The 24,737-nt window shown below is 69.5% G+C and carries 26 protein-coding genes; 12 read left to right on the top strand and 14 right to left on the bottom strand.

The features are described from left to right. The first annotated feature begins 8 nt into the window (after window positions 1-8). Window positions 9-617 carry an NAD(P)H:quinone oxidoreductase gene (gene wrbA / locus ACWCOV_RS17095; protein WP_449830215.1) on the top strand — a complete coding sequence of 203 codons (609 nt, stop codon included), beginning with the start codon at window positions 9-11 and terminating at the stop codon, window positions 615-617. Here the strand turns inward: wrbA and ACWCOV_RS17100 are convergent. The 4 genes from ACWCOV_RS17100 to ACWCOV_RS17115 all read right to left on the bottom strand — a co-directional run bounded on the left by ACWCOV_RS17100 (window position 594) and on the right by ACWCOV_RS17115 (window position 4,310). Continuing rightward, window positions 594-1,511, bottom strand: coding sequence for a carbamate kinase (locus tag ACWCOV_RS17100; RefSeq protein ID WP_449830216.1), 918 nt, complete (start codon window positions 1,509-1,511; stop codon window positions 594-596). The genes wrbA and ACWCOV_RS17100 overlap by 24 nt on opposite strands. Window positions 1,512-1,534: 23 nt before the next feature. Beyond that, entirely contained in the window at window positions 1,535-1,996 is a 462-nt protein-coding gene (locus ACWCOV_RS17105) for a GyrI-like domain-containing protein (RefSeq protein WP_449830217.1), read from the bottom strand. A gap of 191 nt (window positions 1,997-2,187) precedes the next feature. Beyond that, complete coding sequence (locus ACWCOV_RS17110; RefSeq protein ID WP_449830218.1) at window positions 2,188-3,810, bottom strand: GAF domain-containing protein; 1,623 nt, start codon at window positions 3,808-3,810, stop codon at window positions 2,188-2,190. Window positions 3,811-3,866: 56 nt separating this feature from the next. Next, window positions 3,867-4,310, bottom strand: a complete 444-nt coding sequence (locus ACWCOV_RS17115; protein WP_449830219.1) for a pyridoxamine 5'-phosphate oxidase family protein — start codon at window positions 4,308-4,310, stop codon at window positions 3,867-3,869. Between the two features lie 40 nt (window positions 4,311-4,350). Between ACWCOV_RS17115 and ACWCOV_RS17120 the strand changes: the two genes are divergently transcribed. Then, the gene (locus ACWCOV_RS17120; protein ID WP_449830220.1) at window positions 4,351-5,004 is read left to right on the top strand and encodes a response regulator; all 654 of its coding nucleotides are present in this window, start codon (window positions 4,351-4,353) and stop codon (window positions 5,002-5,004) included. Window positions 5,005-5,018: 14 nt separating this feature from the next. Here the strand turns inward: ACWCOV_RS17120 and ACWCOV_RS17125 are convergent, their stop codons facing one another. The 3 genes from ACWCOV_RS17125 to ACWCOV_RS17135 all read right to left on the bottom strand — a co-directional run bounded on the left by ACWCOV_RS17125 (window position 5,019) and on the right by ACWCOV_RS17135 (window position 6,749). Continuing rightward, window positions 5,019-5,585 (bottom strand): pyridoxamine 5'-phosphate oxidase family protein, encoded by a 567-nt coding sequence (locus ACWCOV_RS17125; protein ID WP_449830221.1) that lies wholly within the window; start codon window positions 5,583-5,585, stop codon window positions 5,019-5,021. A 106-nt stretch (window positions 5,586-5,691) separates the two neighbouring features. Then, a complete protein-coding gene (locus ACWCOV_RS17130) occupies window positions 5,692-6,381 on the bottom strand; it encodes a cation diffusion facilitator family transporter (RefSeq protein WP_449830222.1) in 690 nt (229 codons plus the stop codon). After that, on the bottom strand, window positions 6,378-6,749 hold the full coding sequence (locus ACWCOV_RS17135; protein WP_449830223.1) for an ArsR/SmtB family transcription factor: 372 nt from the start codon (window positions 6,747-6,749) through the stop codon (window positions 6,378-6,380). The genes ACWCOV_RS17130 and ACWCOV_RS17135 overlap by 4 nt, the downstream gene beginning before the upstream one ends. Before the next feature lie 65 nt (window positions 6,750-6,814). Here ACWCOV_RS17135 and ACWCOV_RS17140 point away from each other — a divergent pair, with 65 nt between their 5' ends. Then, window positions 6,815-8,032 carry an acyltransferase family protein gene (locus tag ACWCOV_RS17140; protein WP_449830224.1) on the top strand — a complete coding sequence of 406 codons (1,218 nt, stop codon included), beginning with the start codon at window positions 6,815-6,817 and terminating at the stop codon, window positions 8,030-8,032. Between the two features lie 77 nt (window positions 8,033-8,109). On the opposite strand, the gene lexA is transcribed toward ACWCOV_RS17140, so the two are convergent. Further along, window positions 8,110-8,763 carry a transcriptional repressor LexA gene (lexA, locus tag ACWCOV_RS17145; RefSeq protein ID WP_449830225.1) on the bottom strand — a complete coding sequence of 218 codons (654 nt, stop codon included), beginning with the start codon at window positions 8,761-8,763 and terminating at the stop codon, window positions 8,110-8,112. Window positions 8,764-8,878: 115 nt separating this feature from the next. Here lexA and ACWCOV_RS17150 point away from each other — a divergent pair, with 115 nt between their 5' ends. From ACWCOV_RS17150 to ACWCOV_RS17165, 4 genes are all read left to right on the top strand, one after another. After that, the gene (locus ACWCOV_RS17150) at window positions 8,879-10,045 is read left to right on the top strand and encodes an MFS transporter (protein ID WP_449830226.1); all 1,167 of its coding nucleotides are present in this window, start codon (window positions 8,879-8,881) and stop codon (window positions 10,043-10,045) included. Between the two features lie 99 nt (window positions 10,046-10,144). After that, entirely contained in the window at window positions 10,145-11,566 is a 1,422-nt protein-coding gene (ngcE, locus tag ACWCOV_RS17155; RefSeq protein ID WP_449830227.1) for an N-acetylglucosamine/diacetylchitobiose ABC transporter substrate-binding protein, read from the top strand. A gap of 99 nt (window positions 11,567-11,665) precedes the next feature. Next, on the top strand, window positions 11,666-11,797 hold the full coding sequence (locus ACWCOV_RS17160) for a hypothetical protein (RefSeq protein WP_449830228.1): 132 nt from the start codon (window positions 11,666-11,668) through the stop codon (window positions 11,795-11,797). Between the two features lie 44 nt (window positions 11,798-11,841). Then, window positions 11,842-12,621 (top strand): TIGR02569 family protein, encoded by a 780-nt coding sequence (locus ACWCOV_RS17165; protein ID WP_449830229.1) that lies wholly within the window; start codon window positions 11,842-11,844, stop codon window positions 12,619-12,621. Here the strand turns inward: ACWCOV_RS17165 and ACWCOV_RS17170 are convergent. Together ACWCOV_RS17170 and ACWCOV_RS17175 are read right to left on the bottom strand one after the other, a co-directional pair. After that, the gene (locus ACWCOV_RS17170; RefSeq protein ID WP_449830230.1) at window positions 12,554-13,771 is read right to left on the bottom strand and encodes a Cmx/CmrA family chloramphenicol efflux MFS transporter; all 1,218 of its coding nucleotides are present in this window, start codon (window positions 13,769-13,771) and stop codon (window positions 12,554-12,556) included. The genes ACWCOV_RS17165 and ACWCOV_RS17170 overlap by 68 nt on opposite strands. A 70-nt stretch (window positions 13,772-13,841) precedes the next feature. Continuing rightward, on the bottom strand, window positions 13,842-14,417 hold the full coding sequence (locus ACWCOV_RS17175; protein ID WP_449830231.1) for a TetR/AcrR family transcriptional regulator: 576 nt from the start codon (window positions 14,415-14,417) through the stop codon (window positions 13,842-13,844). A 208-nt stretch (window positions 14,418-14,625) separates the two neighbouring features. On the opposite strand from ACWCOV_RS17175, the gene ACWCOV_RS17180 reads away from it, so the two are divergent. The 5 genes from ACWCOV_RS17180 to ctaD all read left to right on the top strand — a co-directional run bounded on the left by ACWCOV_RS17180 (window position 14,626) and on the right by ctaD (window position 20,867). After that, window positions 14,626-16,662: a glycoside hydrolase domain-containing protein gene (locus ACWCOV_RS17180; protein ID WP_449830232.1), complete on the top strand. Its 2,037-nt coding sequence runs from the start codon at window positions 14,626-14,628 to the stop codon at window positions 16,660-16,662. 109 nt (window positions 16,663-16,771) lie between these two features. Then, window positions 16,772-17,584, top strand: a complete 813-nt coding sequence (locus tag ACWCOV_RS17185; RefSeq protein ID WP_449830233.1) for an alpha/beta fold hydrolase — start codon at window positions 16,772-16,774, stop codon at window positions 17,582-17,584. Continuing rightward, on the top strand, window positions 17,584-18,381 hold the full coding sequence (locus ACWCOV_RS17190; RefSeq protein WP_449830234.1) for an LLM class flavin-dependent oxidoreductase: 798 nt from the start codon (window positions 17,584-17,586) through the stop codon (window positions 18,379-18,381). Before ACWCOV_RS17185 ends, ACWCOV_RS17190 begins: the two co-directional genes overlap by 1 nt. Before the next feature lie 64 nt (window positions 18,382-18,445). After that, a complete protein-coding gene (locus tag ACWCOV_RS17195; RefSeq protein ID WP_449830235.1) occupies window positions 18,446-18,976 on the top strand; it encodes a type 1 glutamine amidotransferase domain-containing protein in 531 nt (176 codons plus the stop codon). Between the two features lie 115 nt (window positions 18,977-19,091). Further along, entirely contained in the window at window positions 19,092-20,867 is a 1,776-nt protein-coding gene (ctaD, locus tag ACWCOV_RS17200; protein WP_449830236.1) for an aa3-type cytochrome oxidase subunit I, read from the top strand. Window positions 20,868-20,941: 74 nt separating this feature from the next. Here ctaD and ACWCOV_RS17205 read toward each other — a convergent pair whose 3' ends face one another. The 4 genes from ACWCOV_RS17205 to ACWCOV_RS17220 form a co-directional block, all read right to left on the bottom strand. After that, window positions 20,942-21,814, bottom strand: a complete 873-nt coding sequence (locus tag ACWCOV_RS17205; protein WP_449830237.1) for a helix-turn-helix domain-containing protein — start codon at window positions 21,812-21,814, stop codon at window positions 20,942-20,944. A gap of 33 nt (window positions 21,815-21,847) precedes the next feature. Further along, window positions 21,848-22,717 carry a phosphotransferase gene (locus ACWCOV_RS17210; protein ID WP_449830238.1) on the bottom strand — a complete coding sequence of 290 codons (870 nt, stop codon included), beginning with the start codon at window positions 22,715-22,717 and terminating at the stop codon, window positions 21,848-21,850. Window positions 22,718-22,780: 63 nt separating this feature from the next. Continuing rightward, window positions 22,781-23,464 carry a class I SAM-dependent methyltransferase gene (locus ACWCOV_RS17215; protein WP_449830239.1) on the bottom strand — a complete coding sequence of 228 codons (684 nt, stop codon included), beginning with the start codon at window positions 23,462-23,464 and terminating at the stop codon, window positions 22,781-22,783. Beyond that, window positions 23,457-24,737 (bottom strand): ATP-dependent DNA ligase (locus ACWCOV_RS17220; RefSeq protein WP_449830240.1); only part of this gene is annotated, 1,281 nt, incomplete at its 5' end. The genes ACWCOV_RS17220 and ACWCOV_RS17215, both read right to left, overlap by 8 nt.

A 24,737-nucleotide genomic window follows, 5' to 3' on the forward strand; every position in this document is an offset into this window, starting at 1 on the left:
AGGTATCTGTGGAACCCGTCAACGTCGCCGTCATCTACTACAGCGCCACCGGCACCGTGCACGCCCTCGCCCAGGCCGCGGCCGAAGGCGCCGAGAAAGCCGGCGCCAACGTGCGGCTCCGGAAGGTCGCCGAGACCGCTCCGGACACCGCCATCGCGGCGAACCCGGCCTGGGGCGAGCACCTCCGGGACACCGCCGACGTCGTCGAGGCCGGTCATGACGACCTGGCCTGGGCCGACGCGGTGCTGTTCGGCACACCCACCCGCTTCGGCACGCCGTCCGCGCAGATCAAGGCGTTCATCGACGCGACCGGCCCCCTGTGGATGCAGGGACAGCTGGCCGGGAAGGTGTACTCGACGCTGACCGCCAGCAACACGCTGCACGGTGGCCAGGAGTCGACCATCCTTGCGCTGAGCAACGTCTTCTACCACTGGGGCGGCATCATCGTGCCACCCGGCTACACCGACCCGGTCCAGTACCAGTCCGGCAACCCGTACGGCGCCTCGCACGTCACGTCCACCGGACCAGTCAGCGACATCGCCCTGGAGGCCGCCCGCTTCCAGGCCCGCCGGGTCGTCGACACTGCCACCGCCCTAAAGATCGGCCGTGCCGCCTGAAATCTGGGTGCCGCTGGTGCCGGTGACGACTGCGGTCGTGTCGTCGAGCGAACCGATGGCGGCACGGCCGTGCGTCATCTCCACGAAGTGCCGGGCGGCGCTGACCTTCGGGCCCATCGAGCCGGCTGGGAAGGTCAGCCCGGCGAGTGTTCCCGCGTCCACCTTGTGGAGCGGGCGCTGGGCCGGGGTGCCGTAGTCGACGTAGACGGCCGGTACGTCGGTGAGCATGACGAGGACATCGGCGCGGAGCTCGATGGCGATCAGCGCAGCGGTCGCGTCCTTGTCCACGACGGCCTCCACGCCCTTGAGGCCGGTCGGACTTTCGACGACAGGTACGCCGCCTCCGCCTGCCAGGATCACGGTGACGCCGTTCTGGAGGAGCAGCTCAGCCGCATCGAGCTCCAGAACCCGTTGGGGTGCGGGCGACGGCACGACCCGTCGCCACGCGGCGCCGTCCTGGCGCACCGACCAGCCGGACGACAACGCGAGCTCACGGGCTCGGTCCTCGGGGTAGCTGGTGCCGACGTACTTGGTCGGCACGTTGAAGGCCGGGTCGTAGGCGTCGACCACGGTCTGGGTGACCAGCGTGACCGCGCGCCTGCTCAGGCCCGCATTGGTCAGCGCCTGCTGGATCCAGTACCCGATCACACCCTGCGTCTCCGCGACCAGGTCGCTCAGCGGGTACGGCTTGGACAGGCTGGTGTCGGCGAAGCTCTCCAGCGCGAGCAGCCCCACCTGCGGGCCGTTGCCGTGCACGATGACGACGTCGTTGTCCTCGGCGACCTTGGCCAAGGCCGGCGCGGCCGCGGCCAGGTGCGCGACCTGTACGTCGGCATCCGGGCGCTCACCACGCCGAAGCAGTGCGTTCCCCCCGAGCGCGATCACTATCCGCATGCTTCAGGGTGCCACGAGATTCCTCAGTTCAGCCGGAACGGCTGGATGACCTCGGTGCGCCAGCGCTGGGTGCGGTTCGGCGGGTCGTGGTAGACCTCCCAGGCGTCGCCCGCGCGGGCCCCGTGCTCGGCCGCCAGCCAGTCGTCGAGCGCCCGGTACGCGTCACCGAGCTGCTCGTAGGTCCCGACGTGCCAGGCGACGACGACGTGCCCGCCGGGCAGGCAGGACGGCACGATCTGCCGGTCCCCGCTGATCCGCACGGCCACCGGGAACCCGGCCTCCACCTCGAAGAACCCGTCGGTCCGGATGTGGTACCGGGCGAACGGGAACCCGCACGGCGCGATCCCGTGCCGGCGCAGGTACTCGGCCACCACGTCGAACGCCGTACGGAACCAGCCCCGCACCTCGTCCCGGTGCAGGGTCGCCCGCAGGACGGCGGTGGGCTGCTCGTGAACAACACGCGATTCGGGGTGATCCGTGCGCACGCCTCTCAGCTTAGGACCGCGACCAGGTCGTGCGCAGTCCCTGGAGTTCGGGACCTTCGGCCCTGGTGGCGGGCGCGCCGGCAGGCGCACTCTTGACGACAGAGGGGGACCTTGCCGGGCCGCCGGGACGGACGACAGTTGGCACTGGAGGGCTGCCACTGACAACGCCGCGTCCCGGCGGTCCGCGGGAATCAGGTGCCGAGCGGCGCGCGCAGCTCGAGCACGGTGCCCTCCGACTGGCTGGAGTCCACCCGGACCGTGCCGCCCAGGGATTCGGCGCGTTCGCGGAGGTTGCGCAACCCACTCTGCCGCTGGCCGGCCGCGAGCCCGATGCCGTTGTCGGCGACCCGGGCGACGACTTCCCCGTGGGCCGCCGCCACGTGGACGCTGACCTGGGTCGCCTCGGCATGGCGGACGACGTTCGACAGCGCCTCCCGGATCGCGGCCAGGATCTGCGGCCGCACGGTCACCGGTACGGCGGAGTCCAGCGGGCCGGCGCAGGTCAGGCGGGGCCGGAAGCCGAGCGGTTCGGCGTACTCCGCGACCAGCTCCTGGATGTCCGCCCGCAGCGAGCGGTGCCCGGGCTGGTGGTGCAGCTCGAAGATCGCGGCCCGCAGGTCGCGGATGGTCGCGTCGATGTCCTCGACGGCCCGCCCGATGCGCTCCTGGACGTCGGGGGAGACCATCCGGTGCATCCCCTGCAGCTGCAGGCCGGTCGCGAACAGCCGCTGAATGACCAGGTCGTGCAGGTCGCGAGCGATCCGGTCACGATCCTCCAGGACCGCGATCATCGACAGATCCTGCTGGGCCTGCGCGCGGTCGAGCGCGAGCGTGACTTGGTCGGCGAACAGCTGGACCAGGTCCGAGGCCTCCTCGAGCTCGGTCCCGCGCTGGGCGGCGACCAGCAGCAGCCCGCCGGTGGCGTGGCTCCCGGCCGGCAGCGGCGCCATGATCGTCCGCCCCAACGACTGCAGCTCGGGCGCATCGGCCTGCCGGCCGCTCTGCTTCACGAGCTGGGCGAGGTCGTCGATCTCCAGCAGCCGGTCGCCACGCAGCACCTCGCCGAGCCACGGCACGTCGGACGGCACGTGCCGGCCGGCGTACTGCTGGAACTCCTCGGGCCCGTCGATCGCCTCGATCACCAGGTCGTCGGCGCGGGCCAGCATGATCACCCCGACCCGGGAGCCGGACACCTCGCGGGCACGGCCGGCGATCAGCCGGAGCGCGTCCGGCAGCTCGAACTCACCGAGCATCAGCTGGGTGATCTCGGCGGTGACCTCGTGCCACCGCCGTTTGCGTTCGGTGTCGGCGTACAGGCGGGCGTTGTCGATCACCACACCGGCCGCGGCGGCGAGCGCGGTGACGGTGCGCTCGTCGTCATCGGTGAAGTCGGCGCCGTCGGCCTTCTCGGTCAGGTAGAGGTTGCCGAAGACGTGGTCCCGGGTGCGGATCGGCACCCCGAGGAAGCTTTTCATCGGCGGGTGGTGCGGCGGGAAGCCGAACGACTGCGGGTGCCGGGTGAGGTCGTGCAACCGCAGCGGGGCCGGGCGCTCGATCGACAGCCGGAGCAGGCCGCGGCCTTCGGGGTAGGTGCCGATCGCGGCGATCTCCTCGGCGGTGACACCGTGCGGGATGAACCGGACCAGCCGCTTGCCGTCCGGGCCGACGACGCCGAGCGCGCCGTACCGGGCGCCGACGAGCTCGCACGCCGCGGTGACGATCCGGTCGAGGGTGCTGCGGAGGTCCAGGTCGGCGCCGATCCCGACGACGGCGTTCAGCAGCGCGTCGTCGTACCAGGTCCCGTTCGGCGTCACCCTGACCACGGTACAAACGCCGCGGCCCGGATGGAAAGCGTTGCCGGAGGCACCGATCAGTCGGCCCGCGGGCGCCGGCCCCAGGGCAGCAGGCGGCGGCCACTGAGATCTTCGGCGCCGAGGCGGATCAGCCGCTGGTCCCGCACCGGTGCCCACGGTCGCAGCGGCGTCACCCGGCGCAACCGGTCCGCCTCGTCCACCGGGACGACGGACAGGTGGCCGACGCAGGTGACGGTCCAGCCGAGATGCCGGTCGAGATCGATCTCGTCCACCTCGAACGCGATCACGTCACCGCGCTCGGCGGCCCGGAACTTCTCGCCGTCGCCGGAGGCGAACACGATCGTCTCTCCGTCGACCGAGAAGTTCACCAGCCGGACCGCGGGCAGGCCGCCCTGGGTGAAGACGAGCCGGCCCACCGGCACCGACCGAAGCAGCCGCAGGCACTCCTCCGGACCGAGAATCTCGAGCCCGGCCCGGTCGAACTGCTGAAGCGTGTCCATATCAGCACCTCCCCACGCTGCGCAGGTCTACGCTGAGCGAGTGATCAAGGTGTTCCTGCTCGACGACCACGAGGTCGTGCGCCTCGGCCTGCGGCAGTTGCTGGAGGCCGAGCCGGACGTCGAGGTCGTGGGCGAGGCGTCCACCGCGGCGGAGGCGGTCGCGCGGATCCCGGCGTTGCGGCCGGACGTCGCCGTGCTGGACGTACGGTTGCCGGACGGTGACGGGATCACGGTGTGCCGGGAGGTCCGCTCGGAGATGGACGAGCCGCCGGCGTGCCTGATGCTGACCTCGTTCTCCGACGACGAGGCGCTGTTCACCGCGATCATGGCCGGTGCGGCCGGCTACCTGCTGAAGCAGGTGAGTGGCACGGACCTGATCGGCGCGGTACGGCGGTTGGCGGCCGGCGAGTCGCTGCTGGATCCGGCGATGACGAGCGCCGTACTCGAACGTTTGCGCAACCCGGTCGACGCCGAGGACGACCCGCGCTACCAGTCGCTGACCGAGCAGGAACGCAAGATCCTCGACGAGATCGCGGCGGGCAAGACCAACCGGCAGATCGCGCAGACCATGTTCCTGGCCGAGAAGACGGTGAAGAACTACGTGTCCGGGCTGCTCCGCAAGCTCGACATGGAACGCCGGACCGAAGCCGCCGTGTACGCCGTCGAACGGGCGAAGCGCCGGCGTCGGAGCTGAACCGGTCACCCCGATCACCAGAGGCGGACGCGGCGTCCGCTGAGGTGCTCCGGCTCGATCACCACCAGCACCTCGTCGACCGCGCCGTCCCACGCGTGCACCGAGCAGCGTCCCGAGATCAGCACACTCCAGCCCTCGCGGTCGCCCGTGTCCAGCCGCTCCACCTCGACCGCCACCGCGCCATCGCCGTACCGGACTATCGGGTTGGTCGCGTCGATCCGGCACACCAGCTTCCGGTCGTGCAGCGTGAACTGCACCGGCTGCACCGCGAGCCGTCCTGTCATCACGAACGCGACCCGCGCGGTGCCACCCTGCGCGAGCAGGTCGAGACACTCGTCCTCCCGCAGGTGGTCGAGGACGGGGTGCAGCGCGGACGAGCCGCGCACCGGGACGCGCCGGATCCGGTTGGCCACGGTGGTGTCGAGCGCGCCGGCCAGCCGGATCAACGCTCCGGCCGTCAGCCCACTGGGCTCGACCGCGCCGGACCGCGCAGACCCCTCATGCTGCGCGAGCCCGACGAGGCCGACCCGCCTGGACTGATCACCACCGTTCGTCGATCGAGACTGCTCGGACGCGGTCATCGGACCTCCCTTCGACACGACACGTCCCATCCAACGCGTCCCGCCGCCCGCCCGGGCAGTGCCGGAAGTCCCTACGCGCCGGGACCTGGGTCCCGCTACCCGTCGATCAGTTGGAGCAGCAGTCGTCGTTGCAGCCGGTGTTCACGGGGCCGCAGCAGCCTTCGCCCCGCCAGGCCTGGAGGCCTTCCCGGACAGCGACCGCGGCGATGATCAGGCCGGCGATCGGGTCGGCCCAGCCCCAGCCGAGGGTGGCGTTCAGCAGGAGGCCGGCGAGGAGGACGGCGGACAGGTAGGTGCAGAGCAGGGTTTGGGTGCCGTCGGCAACGACGGCGTTCGAGCCGAGGGCCTTGCCGGTACGGCGCTGGGCCCACGACAGCACCGGCATCACGATGAGCGACGCGATCGCGAGGCCGATGCCGACCGGTGACGCCTCCGGGTCGCTGCCGCCGATCAGTGCCCGGACCGACTCGAAAGCGACGTACGCGGCCAGCCCGAAGAACGACAAGGCGAGCAACCGGAGCGCCTGGCGCTCACGCGTCTCGGGCATCCGGTGACGGAACTGCCACAGGATGATCAGCCCGCTCGACACCTCGACCACCGAGTCCAGTCCGAACCCGACCAGCGCCACCGACCCGGCGACCAGACCGGCGGTGATCGCGATCACCGCCTCGATGACGTTGTAGGTCACCGAGGCTCCGGCCAGCAGTTGCGCCCGCCGACTGAGCCGGCGCCGCGCCTCGGGATCGGTCGTCCACGTGCTCGGTGCCGGGCCGATCTGCAGCGGTTGATCGCTCATGACCGGGCGGCCGTGCCGTAGACCGGGCACAACGCGACCGCATCACCGGTCAGCCCGAGCAGCCGCTCGGCCGCCGACAACAACTCGAGCGTCGCCTCCGGGTGCGTCAAGCTGAACATCGAGGCCCGACCCTGCGGCCGCGACTCGACCAGCCCACAGTCACGCAAGCAAGCCAAGTGCTTCGACACCGTCGACTGGGCCAGCCCCAAGTGCTCGGTCAGGTCGACAACCCGATGTTCGCCGAGCGCGAGGTGCCGCACGATCGCCAGCCGCGAAGCGTCGCTGAACCCGTGGAACAGACAGGCCGCCACGCTCAACGCAGCACCCTCGTCGACCTCAGGATCCTCGATCGGAGTTGTCATCGCCATGTGGCGATGTTAGCGCCGGAACATGGACTCTGGGAAGTGGCCCGCTGAGGGGCCATTCTTGCCGCATGGGTGAAGGGGTGGGGCGGCTCTCGTACCTGGACTGGTTACGGGTGCTGGCGGTGTTCGGGGTGTTCGTGTTCCACACGCTCCGGCCGTTCGACGACGCCGACTGGCACGTGAAGAACGCCGAGACCAGCGCGGGGATCTCGATCGGGATCGCGTTCCTCGGGCTGTGGGGACTGGCGTTCTTCTTCCTGCTGTCCGGCGCGGGTGCCTGGCTGGCGTTGCGCTGGCGGACCGCGGGCGGGTTCGTCCGGGAGCGGCTGCTCCGGCTGCTGCTGCCGTTCGCGATCGCGTACGTGCTGCTGTCGCCGCCGCAGTACTACCTCGAGCAGCACCACAAGGGCGAGTCGGACGCGTCGTTCCTCAGCGATGTGAAGACCTTCTTCAGCGACCTCGGCGGCGACCCGCCACTGTGGTTGCGGGACACCTACCACCTCTGGTTCCTCGTCTACCTGCTGCAGTTCGCGCTGCTCGGTCTGCCCATCTTCCTGTGGCTGCGCGGCCCGCACGGCCGGCGCCTGGTGGACTGGATCGCTGCGCGCTGCACCCGGCGCGGGTCGATCCTGCTGCTGGCCGTCCCGCTGATCCCAGTCCACCTTCTGCTGCTGGCCGCGCCCGGGCCCGACCACGGCTGGGGCGAGTTCGTGTTCTTCTTCGACTTCTTCGTCGTCGGCGCGCTGGTGTTCTCCGACAGCCGGCTGATCGCCGCCGTACGGCGGGACGCCGTACCCGGCATCGTGCTCGGGATCGTCGCCTTCGTCACCGGGGTGGCCACCGGGATCATCGACTTCCTCGAGGGCTGGTGGGACGACCCCGGCTACTCGTGGCCGTACCTCTGGTACTCGCCGTTGATCACGCTGGCGGTCTGGGGCTGGCTGGTCGGCGTGCTAGGTGGTGGCATGCGACTCCGCAGGTTCCAGCGCCCGCTCCCGACGCCGCTGGCTCGTGCCGCGATGCCGTTCTTCCTCGTGCACCAGCCGATCATCTTGCTGATCGCGTACTTCGTCGTGGAATGGAACACGGGGATCTGGGCCAAATACGCCGTACTGCTGCCCGCGGCCTTCGTGGTGTCAGCCGCTCTGGCCTGGCTGCTGTCGACCCTGCCGGGCGTCTCGGTCCTGTTCGGGGTGAAGCGGCCAATCGAGCATCGGGCGGACGGATCGAAGGAAGACCGACTGGGGGAGCAGCCGGGCGGCGCTGTTTCGGAGCGGGACGCTTAACCGGCCGGAGGCAATCGCCGCCGCCAACCCACCGATCCCGGCGCCGACGATCACAGCCTTGCGCACGGCGGGGAGCCTCAGACGCTGCGCAGCACCGAGACGACGATGCCGAGGATGACCGCGTTGTCGCCGTCGATCACCTCGTAGGCCGGGTTCCGCGGTTCGAGGAACACGTGGCCGTTGCGGCGCCGGTAGACCTTGACGGTCGCCTCCTCGTCGATCATCGCGGCGACGATCTGGCCGGAGTGCGCCTCGGCCTGCTGCCGGACCACGACGATGTCGCCGTCGCAGATGGCCGCGTCGATCATCGACTCGCCGCGGACCCGCAGGCCGAACACGTTGCCGCGCCCGGTCAGCTCCCGCGGCAGCTGCATCACGTCGTCCACGTGCTCGATCGCGGCGATCGGCGTACCGGCCGCGATGTCGCCGACCACGGGCACTGGCACCGAGTGCTCGCCGGACTCCCGCGTCGCGGTCTCCTGCAGGAACATCCGCACGTCGATCGGCCGGGAGACCGACGGGCTCCGGCGCAGGAAACCCTTGTCCTCGAGGCTGGCCAGATGCTTTGACACCGACGAGGACGACCTCAGCCCGACGGCGTCGCCGATCTGCCGGCTGCTGGGGGCGTAGCCGTACCTGACCACCCAGTCGCGGATCACCACCAGCATCCGCTGCTGCCGCTCCGGCAGCGCCGCCGTGTCCAGGTCCCCGAACAACTCCACATCAGTCACCCGCCGAATGTTAGGACCCGCCACCGACAGCCCAGGGACCCGCCGCGCCGAATTGGCAACATCCGGCACCCGACTCCGACGTCGCCGACAAGAAGCGTCGAGTCAGGAGGCTGTCATGAACGTCGGTCGAGCGCGGTGGGCGATCACCGCGGTGTTCTTCGTCAACGGGTGCCTGGTGTCGAGCTACCTCGCCCGGATCCCGTCGATCAAGGTCGGGCACCAGCTGAGCGAGAGCGAGCTGGGCGTCGTCCTCACGCTGTTCGGCGCGGCAGCGCTGGTCTCGATGCAGTTCGTCGGAAGCATGGCCGCGCGGGTCGGGACCCGGCGACTCATCCGCGTCGCCCTCGCGCTGCTCCCCGTCTTGCTGGCCGCCGTGGGTCAAGCGCGCTCAACCGTCCAACTGGGCATCGCCGTCGCGCTGATGGGTCTCGTGCACGGTGCGGTCGACGTGGCGATGAACGCGCACGCCGTCGCGGTCGAGCGGCTGCGCGGTCGCCCGATCATGAGCGGCTGCCACGCCGCGTGGAGTGTCAGCGCCGTACTCGCGTCGCTCGTCAGCGCTGGGGTGACCCGCGCCGGTGTTGGCATCGGCACGCAGTTTGTCGTCGTTGGCGCCGTCCTGCTCGTCGCAGGCCAGGTCGCCACCCCGGGACTCCTTCCGCCAGAGGTTGACCAAGCGCCGAGCAAGCAACGTTCGGCGGGCGGTTGGACCCGGCCGGTGCTGGTCTTCGGAGCGATGGGCTTCGTGGTGATGATCGGCGAGGCGGCCGTGATCAGCTGGAGCGGCGTACTCCTGCACGAGTCCCGCGGCGCCACCCTGGCTACGGCAGGACTCGCCTTCACCGCGTTCACCGCCTGCCAGACCGCGGGCCGGCTGATCGGCGACCGCCTGACCGAGCGGTACGGCGCCGATGCCCTGTTCCGCGTGGCCGCGCTGGTGGCCGTGATCGGGCTGACCGTGGTGGTCGCCGTACCGCTGTGGCCGGCCGCGATCGCCGGATTCGCCCTGGTCGGACTCGGCGGATCGGTCCTGTTGCCGTTGATCTTCAGCGCGGTCGGGCGGACCGGTGGCGCCGAGGCGGCGACCGCGGTGTCCCGGCTGACCACCTTCACGTACGCCGGAATCCTGATCGGTCCCGCGGTCGTCGGCTGGTTCGCCGCAGGCGTCGGACTGGTCTGGACGTTCACCGGTCTGCTGCCCTTGCTGCTCGGTGTCGCCGCCAACGCGCGCCTGATGGCTGCCAAAGCAACAAAGGCGCAAGTTTCCGTCGAACAGCCTTGACAGCAGGGGAGAGGTAGGAAAAATTCTTCCCAAACAGGGCCGGGAATGACGGAATATTTCCGCCATCGGTCAAGGGATGTTTCCTCGAAGGGCGGATCGATGACCACTCGTGACAACCTGTCGCGCCGGCTTTTCCTGCAGCGCGCGGCGGTCGGCACGCTGCTGGCCACTGGGGGCGGAACGCTGCTTTCGGCCTGTGCCAGCGGTGGCAGTGACTCCGGCGGCTCCGGCGGCGGTGGCGCGGAGAAGACGGCCGACAACCCGTTCGGCGTGAAGGGCTCCGACCCGCTGGACGTGGTGATCTTCAAGGGCGGGTACGGCGACGACTACGCCAAGGCGCACGAGGACCTGTACAAGAAGAAGTTCTCCGAGACCACCATCAAGCACGCCGGGATCACCGACATCACCCCGCAGCTGCAGCCGCGGTTCAACGGCGGCAACCCGCCGGACGTGATCGACAACTCCGGCGCCTCGCTGCTGCCGATGTCGACGCTCGCGAGCAGCGGCCAGCTGGCCGACCTGACCGAGCTGTTCGACGCGCCGTCGATCGACGACGCGAACAAGAAGGTCCGCGACAACCTCGAGCCGATCGCGCTCGAAGCGGCCATGCTGGACGGCAAGCCGCTCGTGCTCGAGTACGTGCTGACCGTCTACGCCATCTGGTACAACAAGCCGTTGTTCGCCAAGCACGGCTGGACGCCGGCGAAGACCTGGGCCGAGTTCCTGACGCTGTGCGAGGAGATCAAGAAGGCCGGCATCGCGCCGATCGCGCACCAGGGCAAGCACGGCAACTACATCGGCGGCGTCGTGATGGACATGGCCGTGAAGCACGGCGGCCACGATGTCATCAAGGCGATCGACGGCCTCGAGCCGAACGCGTGGAAGCACGCGTCGATCAAGATGGCGGCCGAGGCTCTGCTGGAGCTCAAGGGCAAGGGCTACATCATGCAGGGCACCGAGGGCCTGGACCACATCCAGTCCCAGACCGCCTGGAACCAGGGCAAGGCGGCGTTCATCCCGTCGGGTTCGTGGCTGGAGAACGAGCAGAAGACCGTGGCCCCGAAGGACTTCGAGACGACGGCGGCCTACACGCCGCTGCTCGACGGCGCCAAGCTTCCGGTCGACTGCGCGCGGATCGCCGCCGGTGAGAACTTCATCGTGCCGTCCAAGGCGAAGAACAAGGCCGGCGGCCTGGAGTACCTGCGGATCATGCTGTCGAAGGAGGCGGCCGGCAAGTTCACCGAGCTGACCGGGTCGCCGACCATCGTGAAGGGCGCGACCGAGGGCATCAAGCTGAGCCCGGGCGCGGCGTCGTCCGACGCGCTGCTGAAGTCCGGTGGCACCAACAACTGGTCGACGTACTTCGCCGCCTGGTACTCGACGATGGACAAGCCGTCCCGCAGCATCTTCGCCGAGCTCGCCGCCGCTCGCATCAACGCCGACGAGTTCTGCAACCGCATGCAGAAGCTCGCCGACGACACCGCGAAGGACCCTGCGACGAAGAAGCAGACCCGGAGCTAGTCCCGCAGGACCTTGGGTAGCCACAGTCCGCCGGTAGACGGGTGTGGGTCCTGGATCCGGAGCCGCAGCAGGCTTCGGGGAGAGGGCCCCGCCTCCCGGGTGCGCTCGCCGAAGAAGCTGATCAGCGACCGGGAGTCCGCAATCGTCTGCACCAGGTCCTCGAACCCGAAGTTCGGCCCGGTCGAGTCGATCGTGAGCGCGAAGTCCGCGGACGGCTCGCGGGCCCGCTGAAAATCGCGGGCGCTGGAATCGGGGTCCGCCCTAGCATCGGGCGAGTGGAACCTCCGCCGGGCGCTGTGTTGGATGCCTTCGGGCTGACGGGTGCTGCTGTCTTGCTGCCGGGTGGGCAGGGGGAGACATGGCGGGTCGGTGAGGTGGTGCTGAAGCCGGCGCGCTTCGTGCCGGAGGCGGAGTGGCGGGCGTCGGTGCTGACTGGGCTTCCTGAGGCTGCAGCGTTTCGGGTGGCCAAGCCTGTGTGGTCCCAGGGCGGCGCGTGGGTCGTCGACGGGTGGGAAGCTAGCGAGCTGCTGGCCGGGGCGACCGATGCGCGGCGGCCGGACGACGTACTTGTGGCTGGTGCGGCGTTTCATCAAGCGGTGGCGGAGCTACCGCGGCCCGAGTTCCTGGATGCCCGGGACGATCCGTGGACGTACGGCGATCGGGTCGCCTGGGAGGAGTTGCGGGTCGACGGTAGCCACGAGCTCCTGGGCAAGCTGCTCGACGCGCGGCGTCCAGTGGAGTCGGCCGCGCAGGTCGTGCACGGGGATCTGCTCGGGAACGTGATGTTCGCGGACGGGTTGCCGCCCGCGATCATCGACTGGCCGGTGTACTGGCGTCCGCCGGCGTGGGCCGCGGCCGTTGCGGTGGCCGACGCCCTCTGCTGGTACGGCGCCCAGCCCGCGCTGGCCGCTCGATGGGCACACCTGCCGGAGTGGGGTCAGATGCTCGTCCGCGCGCTCATCTACCGCATCGCCACCGACCTCGCGCTCAGAGGCTCGGCCGACTGGGCGTCGTACCGACCCGCGATCGAGGTCGCGCTCCGCTACACCCGCTGAAGCTCACGGTCCGGGTCCTGCTCCGGCTCGCTACCAGGACGGTGCCCAAGGCAAGCACTCCGAGGGCCGCGCCGATCCACCCCATCGCTCCGTAGCCGGCGCCGGCGTCGATCGCGAGCCCGCCGAGCCACGGCCCGACCGTGATACCGACGTTGAACGCCGAGACGTTGATGGCGGCCGCCAGGGTCGGCGCCGACTCGGCCAAAGCGAACACCCGCGCGTTCACCGCCGGATTGTTGGCGAACCCGAAGCCACCGAGCGCGGCGACGGCCGCTACGGCGACCCAAGCCGTCCCGGTCCACAGCGCCAGCACGACGCACGCGGCGATCACCCCGATGAGGCCGACGCGCAGGGTGGCGAAGGGACGGGCATCCGCGGTTCGGCCGCCGATCGTGATGCCGTACAGTGCACCCACGCCGTACAGGGCCAGGACGATCGGGACCCAGCCCGCGGACAGGCCGGTCGTGACGGTCACCAGGGGAGCGAGATAGGCGAAGACGACCAGGATCGCGGCGGTCGACAGCGCGGTGGTGGCGTACGCGAGCCACAGGGCCGGGTTCGTCATCGCGCGCAGTTCCTGGCGGAGTTCCGGCGTCCTGCCCGATCGGCCGCCCGGGATGGTCGCGATGACACCGGCCATCGCGATGGTCGACAATCCTGCGACCGCCCAGAACGCGGCCTGCCAGCCGAGGTGCTGACCGATGACAGTGCCGGCCGGGAGGCCGACGATGCCGGCGATGGTGAGACCGCCGGCCACGACGCTGATCGCTCTGGCCCGCGCGTCCGGACCGGCCAACCCGATGGCGGTGACCGCGGCGACCGCCCAGAACCCGGCGTACACGAACGCCGCCACGACCCGGGTGGCGAGGAGTACGCCGTACCCGGGTGTGAGCGCGCCCGCGACGTGAGCCACGGCGAAGACAATCAGGAAGACCAGCATGGTGGCGCGACGGGACCAGCGCAGGGTCACCACGGCAAGGATCGGTGCGCCGACCAGCATGCCGACCGCGAACGCGGAGATCAGCAGACCCGCGGCCGGGATCGAAACGTCCAGGTCGGCCGCGATCTCGGGCAGCAGGCCGGCGAGCATGAGCTCGGACGTCCCCTGGGCGAAGATCGCCAGGCCGAGGACATAGACAGCGAGCGGCATCGGGTTCCTCTCATAATGGATCGATCAGTGCAAAACGCGGACGTGCAGCACTGAGGTCGGTGGGATCAGGTCAGAGGGTTCGCAGGGCCGCCGTCACGACGGCCTCTTGAGCGGCCGGCGTCGCTCCGGCTCGGGCCGAGACGCGGAGGCCGCTCAGTACGACGAAGACGTAGCTGGCGAGCGCGGCCGGATCGTGGCCGGCATCGATCTCTCCGGCGGACTGGGCGGTGCTGAACGCTGTGGTGAGGGCCTCGACCCTGAGGAGGTGGTCGCGCTCGAGCAGCTCGGCGATCTCGGGCTCGTGGGGTGCGAGCTCGACCAGGGTGTTGACCACGAAGCAGCCGAGCGGATCAGTCGCGGCCGGTTCGACCGCGTCCCACAGGAGCTTCCGGACGCGTTCGCGGATCGGCAGGTCGGTGCGCTGGATCAGCTCGACCTGGGCCGCGTTCCGGGTCGCCATGTAGCGGCGCAGGGCCCGGTCGAACAGCTCGCGCTTGCTGCTGAACGTGTTGTAGATGCTGCTCCGGCCCAGCCCGGTGGCCTCGCAGAGGTCCTGCGTCGACGTGCCTTCGTAGCCGAACGTCCAGAACGCCTTCATCGCGGCATCGACGGCGCGATCCTCGTCGAACGTCCTCGGCCTCGGCATGCGCCCACCGTAACACGTTATGGATCGCGCAGTCCAAAACCCCGGATCGCGCCGCTGAGCTGCGTCGATAGCATCTGTGCATCGAGGCGAGTGCCGCAGGCTCTTCGACAGAGCCGGTCGCACTCGCCTTGACTTGGGGATCCGGGGTTGGGACTGGGGGGCTCTGTGCGCTTTCGGGACCGGCCGAGGCCGAAAGTGAGGAGCTTCAGTGAGGCTGAAGAAACCCGGGGTGGTGGCGCTTGCCGTCGCCCTGGTTGCAGGTGGAGCTGCGGTGGTGACCATCACTCGCCCAGCAGCCGCCGATGAAACGAAGACCGTGTCGTACCGCGGTTACGAGGTGAAGGTTCCGGCGAGCTGGCCGGTTGTCGACGTGGCCGCCAACCCGACGACCTGCGTCCGGTTCGACCGCCCGGCCGTGTACCTCGGCCGCAGCACCGCCCAGGCCGACTGCCCGGCCCATGTGGTCGGCCGCAGCGAGGGGATCGTGCTCGAGCCGCTGACCACCGCCGAGCCGTCCACGCCGGGTCTGGAGCGCCGGGTGGTCAAGGATGCCGGCGTGCTGGCGACCGCCTACTACGCACCTGGTGACGAGCAGGCGGCGAACGACGTACTGGCCACCGGGCGGGTCGTGACCAAGAGCAAGTCCGCCCAGGCTGTTCAGCAGCCGGCCGCGGTCGCTCAATCCGTTGTTGCTTCGGGCACCTACAAGGGGAACGCCTTCGACACCTGCGCGGCGCCGAGCCAGGCCACCATGGATGCCTGGCTGCCGGCATACAAGATGGTCGGCATCTACATCAGCGGTGGTCTGCGCGCCTGCCAGCAGCCGAATCTGACCGCGAACTGGGTCTCCACGAACGCCGCCAAGGGCTGGCAGTTCCTGCTGATCGACGTCGGTATGCAGGCGCCGTGCACGAACTTCAGCAGCAAGATGTCGACCGTCCCAGCGACCGCGCTGGCCCAGGGCAAGGCAGCCGCCGCCAACGCGGTAGCGTCCGCTCAGGCGCTCGGCTTCGCGCAGCGCAGCGCCATCTACAGCGATATCGAAGGCTACGCGTCCACAGCGGCGTGCAAGGCCTCGGTGCTGTCCTACCTGAGCGGCTGGACCCAGGAGCTCAACGCCCGCGGGTACGTCGGCGGTGCGTACGTCGCAGCCGGCTCGGGCGGCGTGGACCTGGTCAGCGCGTACACGAGTACGGCGTACACGAAGCCGGACAACCTGTGGTTCGCGCACTGGGGCTCGGAGCCGGTCGGGACCAGCCGGTTCGTCCCGGCGACGTACTGGCCCAACCACCAGAAGGTGCACCAGTACCAGGGCAACGTCAGCGAGACCAACGGCGGGGTGACCGTCAACATCGACAAGAACTGGGTCGACCTGACGGCTCCGCCACCACCGGTGACCAGCTTCAGCGTCACCGGTGGCGTGGGCGCCGCGACGCTGCGGTGGACCAAGCCGGCCGACACCACGCTCGGCCAGATCATCGTTCGTGCCGCCTCGGGCAACACTCCGCCGGCGCTGCCGACGTCGGGCGCGGCGGTCTACAACGGCGCGGCGAGTTCATTCACCGTAACGGGTCTGCCGAACTCGGCGAGCTATGCGTACCGGGTGTTCGTGAAGGACAGCACCGGCAAGATCGGCCCGGGCGTCGACACGCGGCTGATCGGGACCAAGGCCACGATCACCGCCGGCGCGGCCTCGATCATGTACACCCGCACGTCCACGGTGAGTACTACGGTGACGCGGATCAACGACGGCGCCAAGCTGGCCGGCGTACCGGTCGTCCTGTACTCGAAGGCGAAGACCGCGACCAAGTGGGCGGTGGCCGGGACCTTCACGTCGGACGCGAACGGCGTTGTGAGTACGGCGCAGAAGCCGTCGGTGTCGACGTACTACATGTGGGGCTACAACGGATCGACCGGGCTGCTGGGGACGCGGAGCGCGGCGCTGCTCGTCCAGGTGCAGCCGGCGATGTCGGCGTACCTGGTGCCGGGTGCGGTGACGCTTGGCCAGGCGGCGGCGCTGTACGGGTACCTGAACCCGCCGCACGCCGGGATGACCGTGTACCTGCAGCGGCGGTCCGGGACGAGCTGGGTCGCAGTGACCACGGGCAAGCTGGCGACTAACGGCAAGTACGCGTTCAGCATCAAGCCGACGGCGCGTGGCACTTACACGTACCGCGTGGTGTGGCTGGCTGACGCCGACCACCAGGGGACGCAGACGGCGTCCAAGGTGCTGACGGTCAGCTGAGGTTCGCGATGGCCGGCGTGCCTCGGCAGGCCGGCCATCTCATTTCCCGATCGTCTTGATCGGCAGCAATCGCTTTTCGTGATGGTCCTGGACCTTTAGCGTCTCCGGTATGGAGAAGCTGTATGCGGTGAACGGTGTGGAGCTGTGCGCGGAAACGTTCGGCGATCCTGCCGATCCGGCGGTGCTGCTGATCCACGGCGCCTCGGCCTCGATGCTGTGGTGGCCGGAGGAGCTGTGTCTCGCGTTGGCCGGGCGGGGACGGTACGTCGTCCGGTACGACCAACGGGACACCGGGCGATCGACGTCGTACCCGGTGGGCAAGCCCGGGTACTCGATGCGGGACCTGGCGGCCGATGCGGTCGGGCTGATGGATGCCCTGGGCATCGAACAGGCGCACGTCGTCGCCGTGTCGATGTCGGGTGGCGTCGGGCTGGTGCTCGGTGTCGACCATCCTGCGTGGGTGGCGTCGGTGACCTTCGTGTCGACGACGACGGGCGCCGACGACCTGCCGCCGCCTTCGGCGGACATGCCTCGATTCAGCCGACCGGACTTCGCTGCGGTGGAGGAGTACGTCGCGCGGATGGCCGTTGCCGAGATGGGTCCGCTCGCCGACCTCGAGTCGATGCGCGACCTGGTACGGCGGGACCGCGAGCGGGCTCGTGATTTCGAGGCGTCGCTCACGAACCCGTACGCGATGGACTTCGACGGGCCGGTGCACGGCGGTTTCGGTGACCTCGCGATGCCGGTGCTGGTGATCCACGGTGAGCTGGATCCGCTGCTTCCGTTGGCGCATGGGGAGGCTGTGCGGGACGCCGTACCCGGCTCGTCGCTGGTGGTGTTGAAGGGCGCTGGGCATGGGGTACCCGAGCCGTTGTGGGACACGTTCGTGGATGAGGTCGTACAGCACACAGGGGAGCGATGATGCGGCACGCGGTATGGGTTCCGTTGTTCGACGAGCTGGCCGATCCGCGGGCGGTCGCGCGGTTGGCGGCGTCGGCCGAGGAAGCGGGGTGGGAGGGGTTCTTCGTCTGGGACCAGCTGTGGTGGCAGCCGCCGGTGGCCGCGGTGGCGGACCCGTGGATCACGCTGACCGCGGTTGCTGTGGCGACCGAGCGGCTGTGGTTCGGGCCGATGGTCACACCGGTCCCGCGACGGCGGCCGGTGAAGCTGTTGCGCGAGACGACGACGTTGGACGTGCTGAGCAACGGGCGGCTGACGCTCGGTGTCGGGCTGGGCAGCGACCGGTTCGCGGGCGAGTTCTCGCGGTCCGGTGAGGAGCTCGACGACCGGGTCCGTGCCGAGCAGCTGGACGAGTGCCTGCAGATACTGACTGCCGGGTGGTCGGACGAGACCGTCGTACATCGCGGCAAGCACTACCTCGTCGACTCGGTCCGCTTCGAGCCGCGGCCGGTGGCGGGGCGGATCCCGATCTGGTGCGCGGGCTTCCCCGGCAAGCCGAAGCCGATCCGCCGAGCAGCCCGGTACGACGGCTACTTCCCGGTCAACCTGACGTCACCGGACCAGGTCGCCTCAGCTGTCGAAGCAGTCACCGCCGAACGCGGTTCCCTCGACGCGTTCGACCTTGTCATCGCCCTGTCCCCGTCCACCGACCCACGCCCGTACGACGCCGCCGGCGCCACCTGGTGCCTGACCGACTTCGACCCCGACCTGCGGCTGGCCGATGTACAGGCCGTGGTGAAAGCCGGCCCACCCCGCTGAGCGGAGGTGTGGGTGGTGGGGACCTCGGGTACCCGGCGGGGGACCTCGAGAGGAGTGGAACCCGATGGCAGACAGCAAGAAGATCGCGTTTCTCGTTGCCAAGGAAGGGATCGAGCGGGTCGAGCTGACCGAGCCGTGGAAGGCGGTGGCCGACGCCGGTCACCAGCCGGTGCTGCTGAGCCCGGAGAGTGGTGACGTGCAGACGTTCAACCACCTGAGCGCGGCGGAGACGCAGCCGGTCGACCAGGTCGTCGGTGACGCGTCGGTGGACGACTTCGCGGCGCTGGTGCTGCCCGGTGGGGTGGCGAATCCGGACGCGCTGCGGATGGACTCCGGAGCGGTCGCCTTCGTGAAGTCGTTCGTCGAGTCGGGCAAGCCGGTGGCGGCGATCTGTCACGCGCCGTGGACCCTGGTGGAGGCCGACGTCGTCCGCGGGAAGACCCTGACGTCGTGGCCGAGCCTGCAGACCGACCTCCGCAACGCGGGCGCCGAATGGGTCGACGAGACGGTCGTGACCGACGGCAACCTGATCACCAGCCGCAAGCCGGACGACCTCGCGTCCTTCACCAAGACCCTGCTCGAAGCGGTGGGCTGAGCAGCTGCGTATCCGGTCGTCACGGGGAGTGACGTCTGTTGTCCTGCCCCGGACGGGTGTCTAATCGAAGGAAGTGTGGGTACTCCGGGCGCGGAGTGGGGGCACGGGAGGTCGCATGGCGAGCGTCAGCGAACGCACCGGGATCACCGAACGCACCGGCCCGCCGATCGCCGAGACCACGGCGCGGCGGCCGCTGGGGCAGGTGATCGGCAAGCTGCTGTCGACGACCGACCACAAGGTCATCGGCCAGCTGTACCTGGTCACGTCGTTCGCGTTCTTCCTGGTCGCCGGCGTGATGGCGCTGATCATCCGCGCCGAACTCGCCGAACCCGGCCTGCAGATGGTGAACGAGGAGGTCTACAACCAGCTCTTCACCATGCACGGCACGATCATGCTGCTGCTGTTCGCGACCCCGCTGTTCGTCGGCTTCGCGAACGTGATCATGCCGGTCCAGATCGGCGCCCCCGACGTCGCGTTCCCGCGGCTGAACATGTTCAGCTACTGGCTGTTCCTGTTCGGCGGGCTGATCACGATGGGCGCGTTCCTCACCCCGGAAGGCGCGGCCGACTTCGGGTGGACGGCGTACGCACCACTCTCGACGTCCGAACGCTCACCGGGGGTCGGCGGCGACCTGTGGGTGATGGGGCTGTGGATGGCCGGTCTGGGCACCATCCTCGGTGGCGTCAACTTCGTCACCACGATCATCACCATGCGCGCGCCCGGGATGACGATGTTCCGGATGCCGATCTTCTGCTGGAACATCCTGATCACGTCGATCCTGGTCCTGATCGCGTTCCCGATCCTCGCCGCCGCGCTGCTGATGCTCGAGGCGGACCGGTTGCTCGGCGCGCAGGTCTACACCGCGGCGAACGGCGGCGCCCTGCTGTGGCAGCACCTGTTCTGGTTCTTCGGGCATCCCGAGGTCTACATCATCGCGCTGCCGTTCTTCGGCATCATCACCGAGATCCTGCCGGTCTTCAGCCGCAAACCGATCTTCGGGTACTACGGCCTCGTCGCCGCGACCCTGGGCATCGGCGTGCTGTCGATCGCGGTGTGGGCGCACCACATGTTCACCACCGGGGGAGTGAGCCTGCCGTTCTTCTCGTTCATGACGTTCCTGATCGCGGTGCCCACCGGCGTGAAGTTCTTCAACTGGATCGGCACGATGTGGGGCGGGTCGGTGTCGCTGGACACGCCGATGCTGTGGTCCGTCGGATTCCTGGTGACATTCCTGTTCGGCGGTCTGACCGGCATCATCCTGGCCTCGCCGGCCCTGGACTACCAGTTGAACGACTCGTACTTCGTGGTCGCGCACTTCCACTACGTGGTGTTCGGGACCGTGGTGTTCGCGATGTTCGCCGGGTTCTACTTCTGGTGGCCGAAGATGACCGGCCGGATGCTCGACGAGCGCCTGGGGAAGCTGCACTTCTGGCTGCTGTTCATCGGCTTCCACACCACATTCCTCGTCCAGCACTGGCTGGGCGTCGAGGGCATGCCGCGGCGCTACGCGACGTACGGCGAGAACGAAGGCTTCACGGTCTTGCACCAGGTCTCCAGCGTCGGCGCCTTCATCCTCGGCGCCTCGACCCTGCCCTTCCTCTACAACGTGTGGAAGTCCCGCCGCTCGCCTCGCGTCAACGTCGACGACCCGTGGGGCTGGGGCCGATCCCTGGAGTGGGCCACTAGCTGCCCACCCCCACGCCACAACTTCGACCAGCTCCCCAGAATCCGCTCCGAAAGCCCCGCGTTCGACCACCACCACCCCGACATCGCCCTGTCCGAGTACGCGGCGAACCGAGCCCCCGCCGACAACCTCTTGGACGCCCCGGAGGACCAAGGTCGAGTCGAGCACCTCAAGTCCGAGTCCCGCAACCAGCCTGACGAGAGCTGACCTGCAGGGGGTCGAGCGCACCGGTCACCACCAGGCGGCGGGTCGCGTGGCACGCCACGACCATCGCCTGTGAGTCAGGCCGGGAGGCGGTTGAGGATTGTGGTGAGGTGGTCGGCGGTTTGCTGGGGTGGGGGACTGGTGGAGGCCAGCAGGTTGAGGGTTTGGGTGTAGGTGTCGACGTCTTCGCGTTTGTCGAGGTAGAGAGCGCTGGTGAGGTGCTCGAGGTAGACGACGTCGGGAAGGTCGCGCTGGGGGAAGCGGAGGAGGGTGAAGGCGCCGCCGCCGGCGGGGTGGCCGGGGGTGTCGATCGGGATGATCTGGACGGTGATGTTCGGGCGCTCGACGGCTGCCCGGAGCGAGTCGAGCTGGTCGCGGAGCACCTGCCGGCCGCCGATCGGGCGGAGCAGGACGGCCTCCTCGATGACGGCCCAGAGCTTCAGCGGTGGTTCACGATCGAGCACCCGTTGCCGCCGGGTGCGGAGATCGACGACGCGTTCCACCTCCTCCTCGGAGCGGGCACCTTCCGGCGTCAGCCGCGCGACCGCACGCGCGTAGTCAGCGGTCTGCAGCAGCCCCGGCACGAACTGGATCTCGTACGTCCGGATCAGCTCGGCCGCCGCCTCGAGCCCGAGGTACGCGTCGAACCAGTCCGGCGTCACGTCGCCGTACCGATGCCACCAGCCGCGGTTGTTCGCCTCGCGGGCCAGTTGCAGCAGCCGATCCCGCTCCCGCGGCTCGGTCACGCCGTACAGGGTGAGCAGGTCCTCCACGTCGCGCTGCTTGAACCCGACCCGGCCGAGCTCCAGCCGGCTGATCTTCGACTCCGACGACCGGATCGCCCACCCGGCATCCGACCGGCTCACCCCCGCTCGCTCCCGCAGGCGCCGCAGATGTGTTCCGAGCATCATCCGCAGCGCCGTCGGCCCAACCTCACCGTGCCCCGCCATGACCACACTCTACACGATTCTCGAACATATGTTCTACTCTGTTCGAGACGCCGCAAGCTCCAGCCAGTGGTCCACGGCGGCCGGGGTGAAGTGCCGGATCGCCCAGTCGACCATGCGCAGACTCATGTGCGCCCACAGCGGCCGCAGCACGTCGTCCCCGAAGGTGTCCAGTACGGCGTCCAGCCGCGCGACGACCGCGGGATCCGGGGCATCGGAGTGGATGCCGAACCGGAGCGTGACCAGGTCCAGCCGACGATCGCCGCGACCGGCGCCGTCCCAGTCGATGATCCCGGTGATCTTCCCGTCGACGGCCAGCAGATTGCCGGGGTGGTAGTCGACATGCACCGCGTCATCACCGCGCATCGGCCCCGGGTGCTCAGCACCCACCGCAGTGATCCAGTCGTCGAGCAGAGCGGTACGGCGGCTATGCGCGCGAAGCGGACCGTGCAGGCAAAACCCCGGTCCGTCGCTGCGCAGGAACAACTCCAGCGGCGGGACGTCCGGGCGGGCCACGAGCAGCCCAGCCTGGAGGTCGTTGAACGCGAGCGCCTGCTCCAGCCCGGCCTCGTCGAGCTGCGCGATCGGTGCTCCGGGCAACAGTTCCTGCACGGTGGCGATCGCAGTCCCCAGCTGCACCGCCAACTGAGTCTCCGGGACCGGAGCACCCGCAGCCCGAACGGCCTCGGACACCGCAATCGGCCCGGCCTGCAGGTCCTCGAGCCGCGTGCCCGGCCGCCACTTCAGCACCGCCCGCCGCCCGTCCGGCCAGCGTACGAACGCGGCGCCGACCTCACCGCCGGCGCACAGGCCCTCGACGACAAGCCGGATGCCGGTCTCCGCAGCCACCTGATCGGCGACCCGATCAGCATCCAGTCGCTCGACCCGACCCCAAGGCGAACTCATGCAGCTCCTCGTCCCAAAACCGCCAGTCTGCTGGGATGAGGGTGGAAGTGTCGAACGGATTGTCTAGTCGCGGAGGTACTCGGCCCGCCAGCGCAGGATCGTCGGGTCCGTAGGGCTGGGGGACTGGCTGAGCTGGATGAGGTGCAGATCAGGGGTCGCGAAGGACTCGATCGTCGCTCGGGTGAGGGGCCAGGGTGGGCCCTCGATCTCCTCGTCGGGCTGGTCGTCGGCACGGGCGGCCGCGATGACCAGCAGGGTCCCGCCGGGCGCCACCTGCTCGCCGACCTGCTTGATCGCGGCCGCCTGGAGCTCGATCGGCAATGCCTGCACGGTGTAGATCTCGACCACCAGGTCGAAGGCGCGGTGCCACTCGGGCGGCGGCGCGAGCAGATCCGCGGTGACGTAGTGGACGGCCGTGTCCGGGTGATTGCCCTGCGCGGTCTCGACCGCACTGGGCGAGATGTCGAAGGCGGTCGTGTCGTACCCGAGGTCGGAGACCAGCTCCGCGTCCCACCCGGTCCCGGCGCCGACGACCAGCGCCGACTTCCCGGCACCGGACGGCTGCGACTCCTCGGCCCACTCCGTCAGCTGCGGATGCGCCATCCCGCGATCCCACGGCACCACCGCAGCGCCCTCCGACGCGGCCGAGTACAGCCGCTCGAACCAGCCGGTGGGATCGTCCTGGTCCAGTGACTCACGTGCGATCCGCCGCGTGACGACGTCCGGATCCTCCGCCGGCTCACTCATCGGCACCGCCCTCGTGAATTGCTCGCACGGTTTGCACTGTATCGACCTCATCCGGCGTCTTGTCGTCGCGGTAGCGCAGCACGCGCGCGAACCGCAATGCCATCCCGGCCGGATACCGCGGGGAGGTCTGGACGCCGTCGAACGCGATCTCCACGACGATCTGCGGACGGAGATAGACGGTGTAGTCGTCGCGCCGCACCTCCAGCTCCTGGAAGCGCTCGGTCTGCCAGCGCAGCAGCTCGTCCGTCAGCCCCTTGAACGTCTTGCCGAGCATCACGAACTCGCCGGTCTCCGAGTCCCGGGCGCCCAGATGCAGGTTCGACAGCCAGCCGGTACGACGACCATGACCCCACTCCGCCGCGAGCACGAGCAGGTCGAGCGTGTGCGTCTGTTTCACCTTCACCCAGCCGGACCCACGCCGACCGGCCTCGTACGGCACCGTCAGGGACTTCACCATCACGCCCTCGTGCCCACGCTTCACCGCGTCCACGAAGAAGTCGTGACCCGCGTCCGCGTCGTCGGTCACCAGCCGCGGAATGCGTTGCTCCTCCGGGATCAGCTTGCGCAGCCAGTCGTGCCGCGCGGCGCCGTCGAGCCCGAGCAGGTCCTGCCCGTCCTGATGCAGGATGTCGAAGAAGTACGGCGTCAGCGGCACCGACTCAGGCCCGGTCGCCGCCCGTGTCGCCGTCCGCGAGCCGGTCACCTGGAACGGCTCCGGCCGCCCGTCCGATCGGAGCGCGATCAACTCCCCGTCGAGGACCACCCGCTCGGCCTCCAGTGCGAGCACGGCGTCCACCACCTCGGGCACTCGCGTCGTGATGTCGTCGAGCGTTCGGGTGTAGACGACCACCGTCGTCCCGTTGCGGTGCACCTGGATCCGGATCCCGTCCAGCTTCCACTCGAGCGCAGCCGGCGTACCCGTCTTGGCAAGCGCTTCGGCGACGCTCGTCGCCGACTGCGCCAGCATCGGCTGCACCCCACGCCCGACCTCCAGCCCGAACTGCGCGAGCCCCGCCTCTCCTTCGGTCAGTACGGCGACCGCCACGGGAGCGGCCGCGCCCCGCAGCATGGTCGCCGCCCGGATCTTCTCCAGCGGGATCCCGGTCGCCCGCGCGACCGCGTCGGCCATCACACCATCCAGCGCGCCCTGCCGCAGCTCACCGCCGACCAGCAACCGCAGGAACCGCTGCTCCGCCTCGGTCGCCCGCCCGAACAGCGCGTCCACTTCGCCGTCCGGCTGCGGTGTCCAGCCGGCGGGTACGGCGACCACCGG

Source organism: Kribbella sp. NPDC002412, from assembly GCF_053592935.1.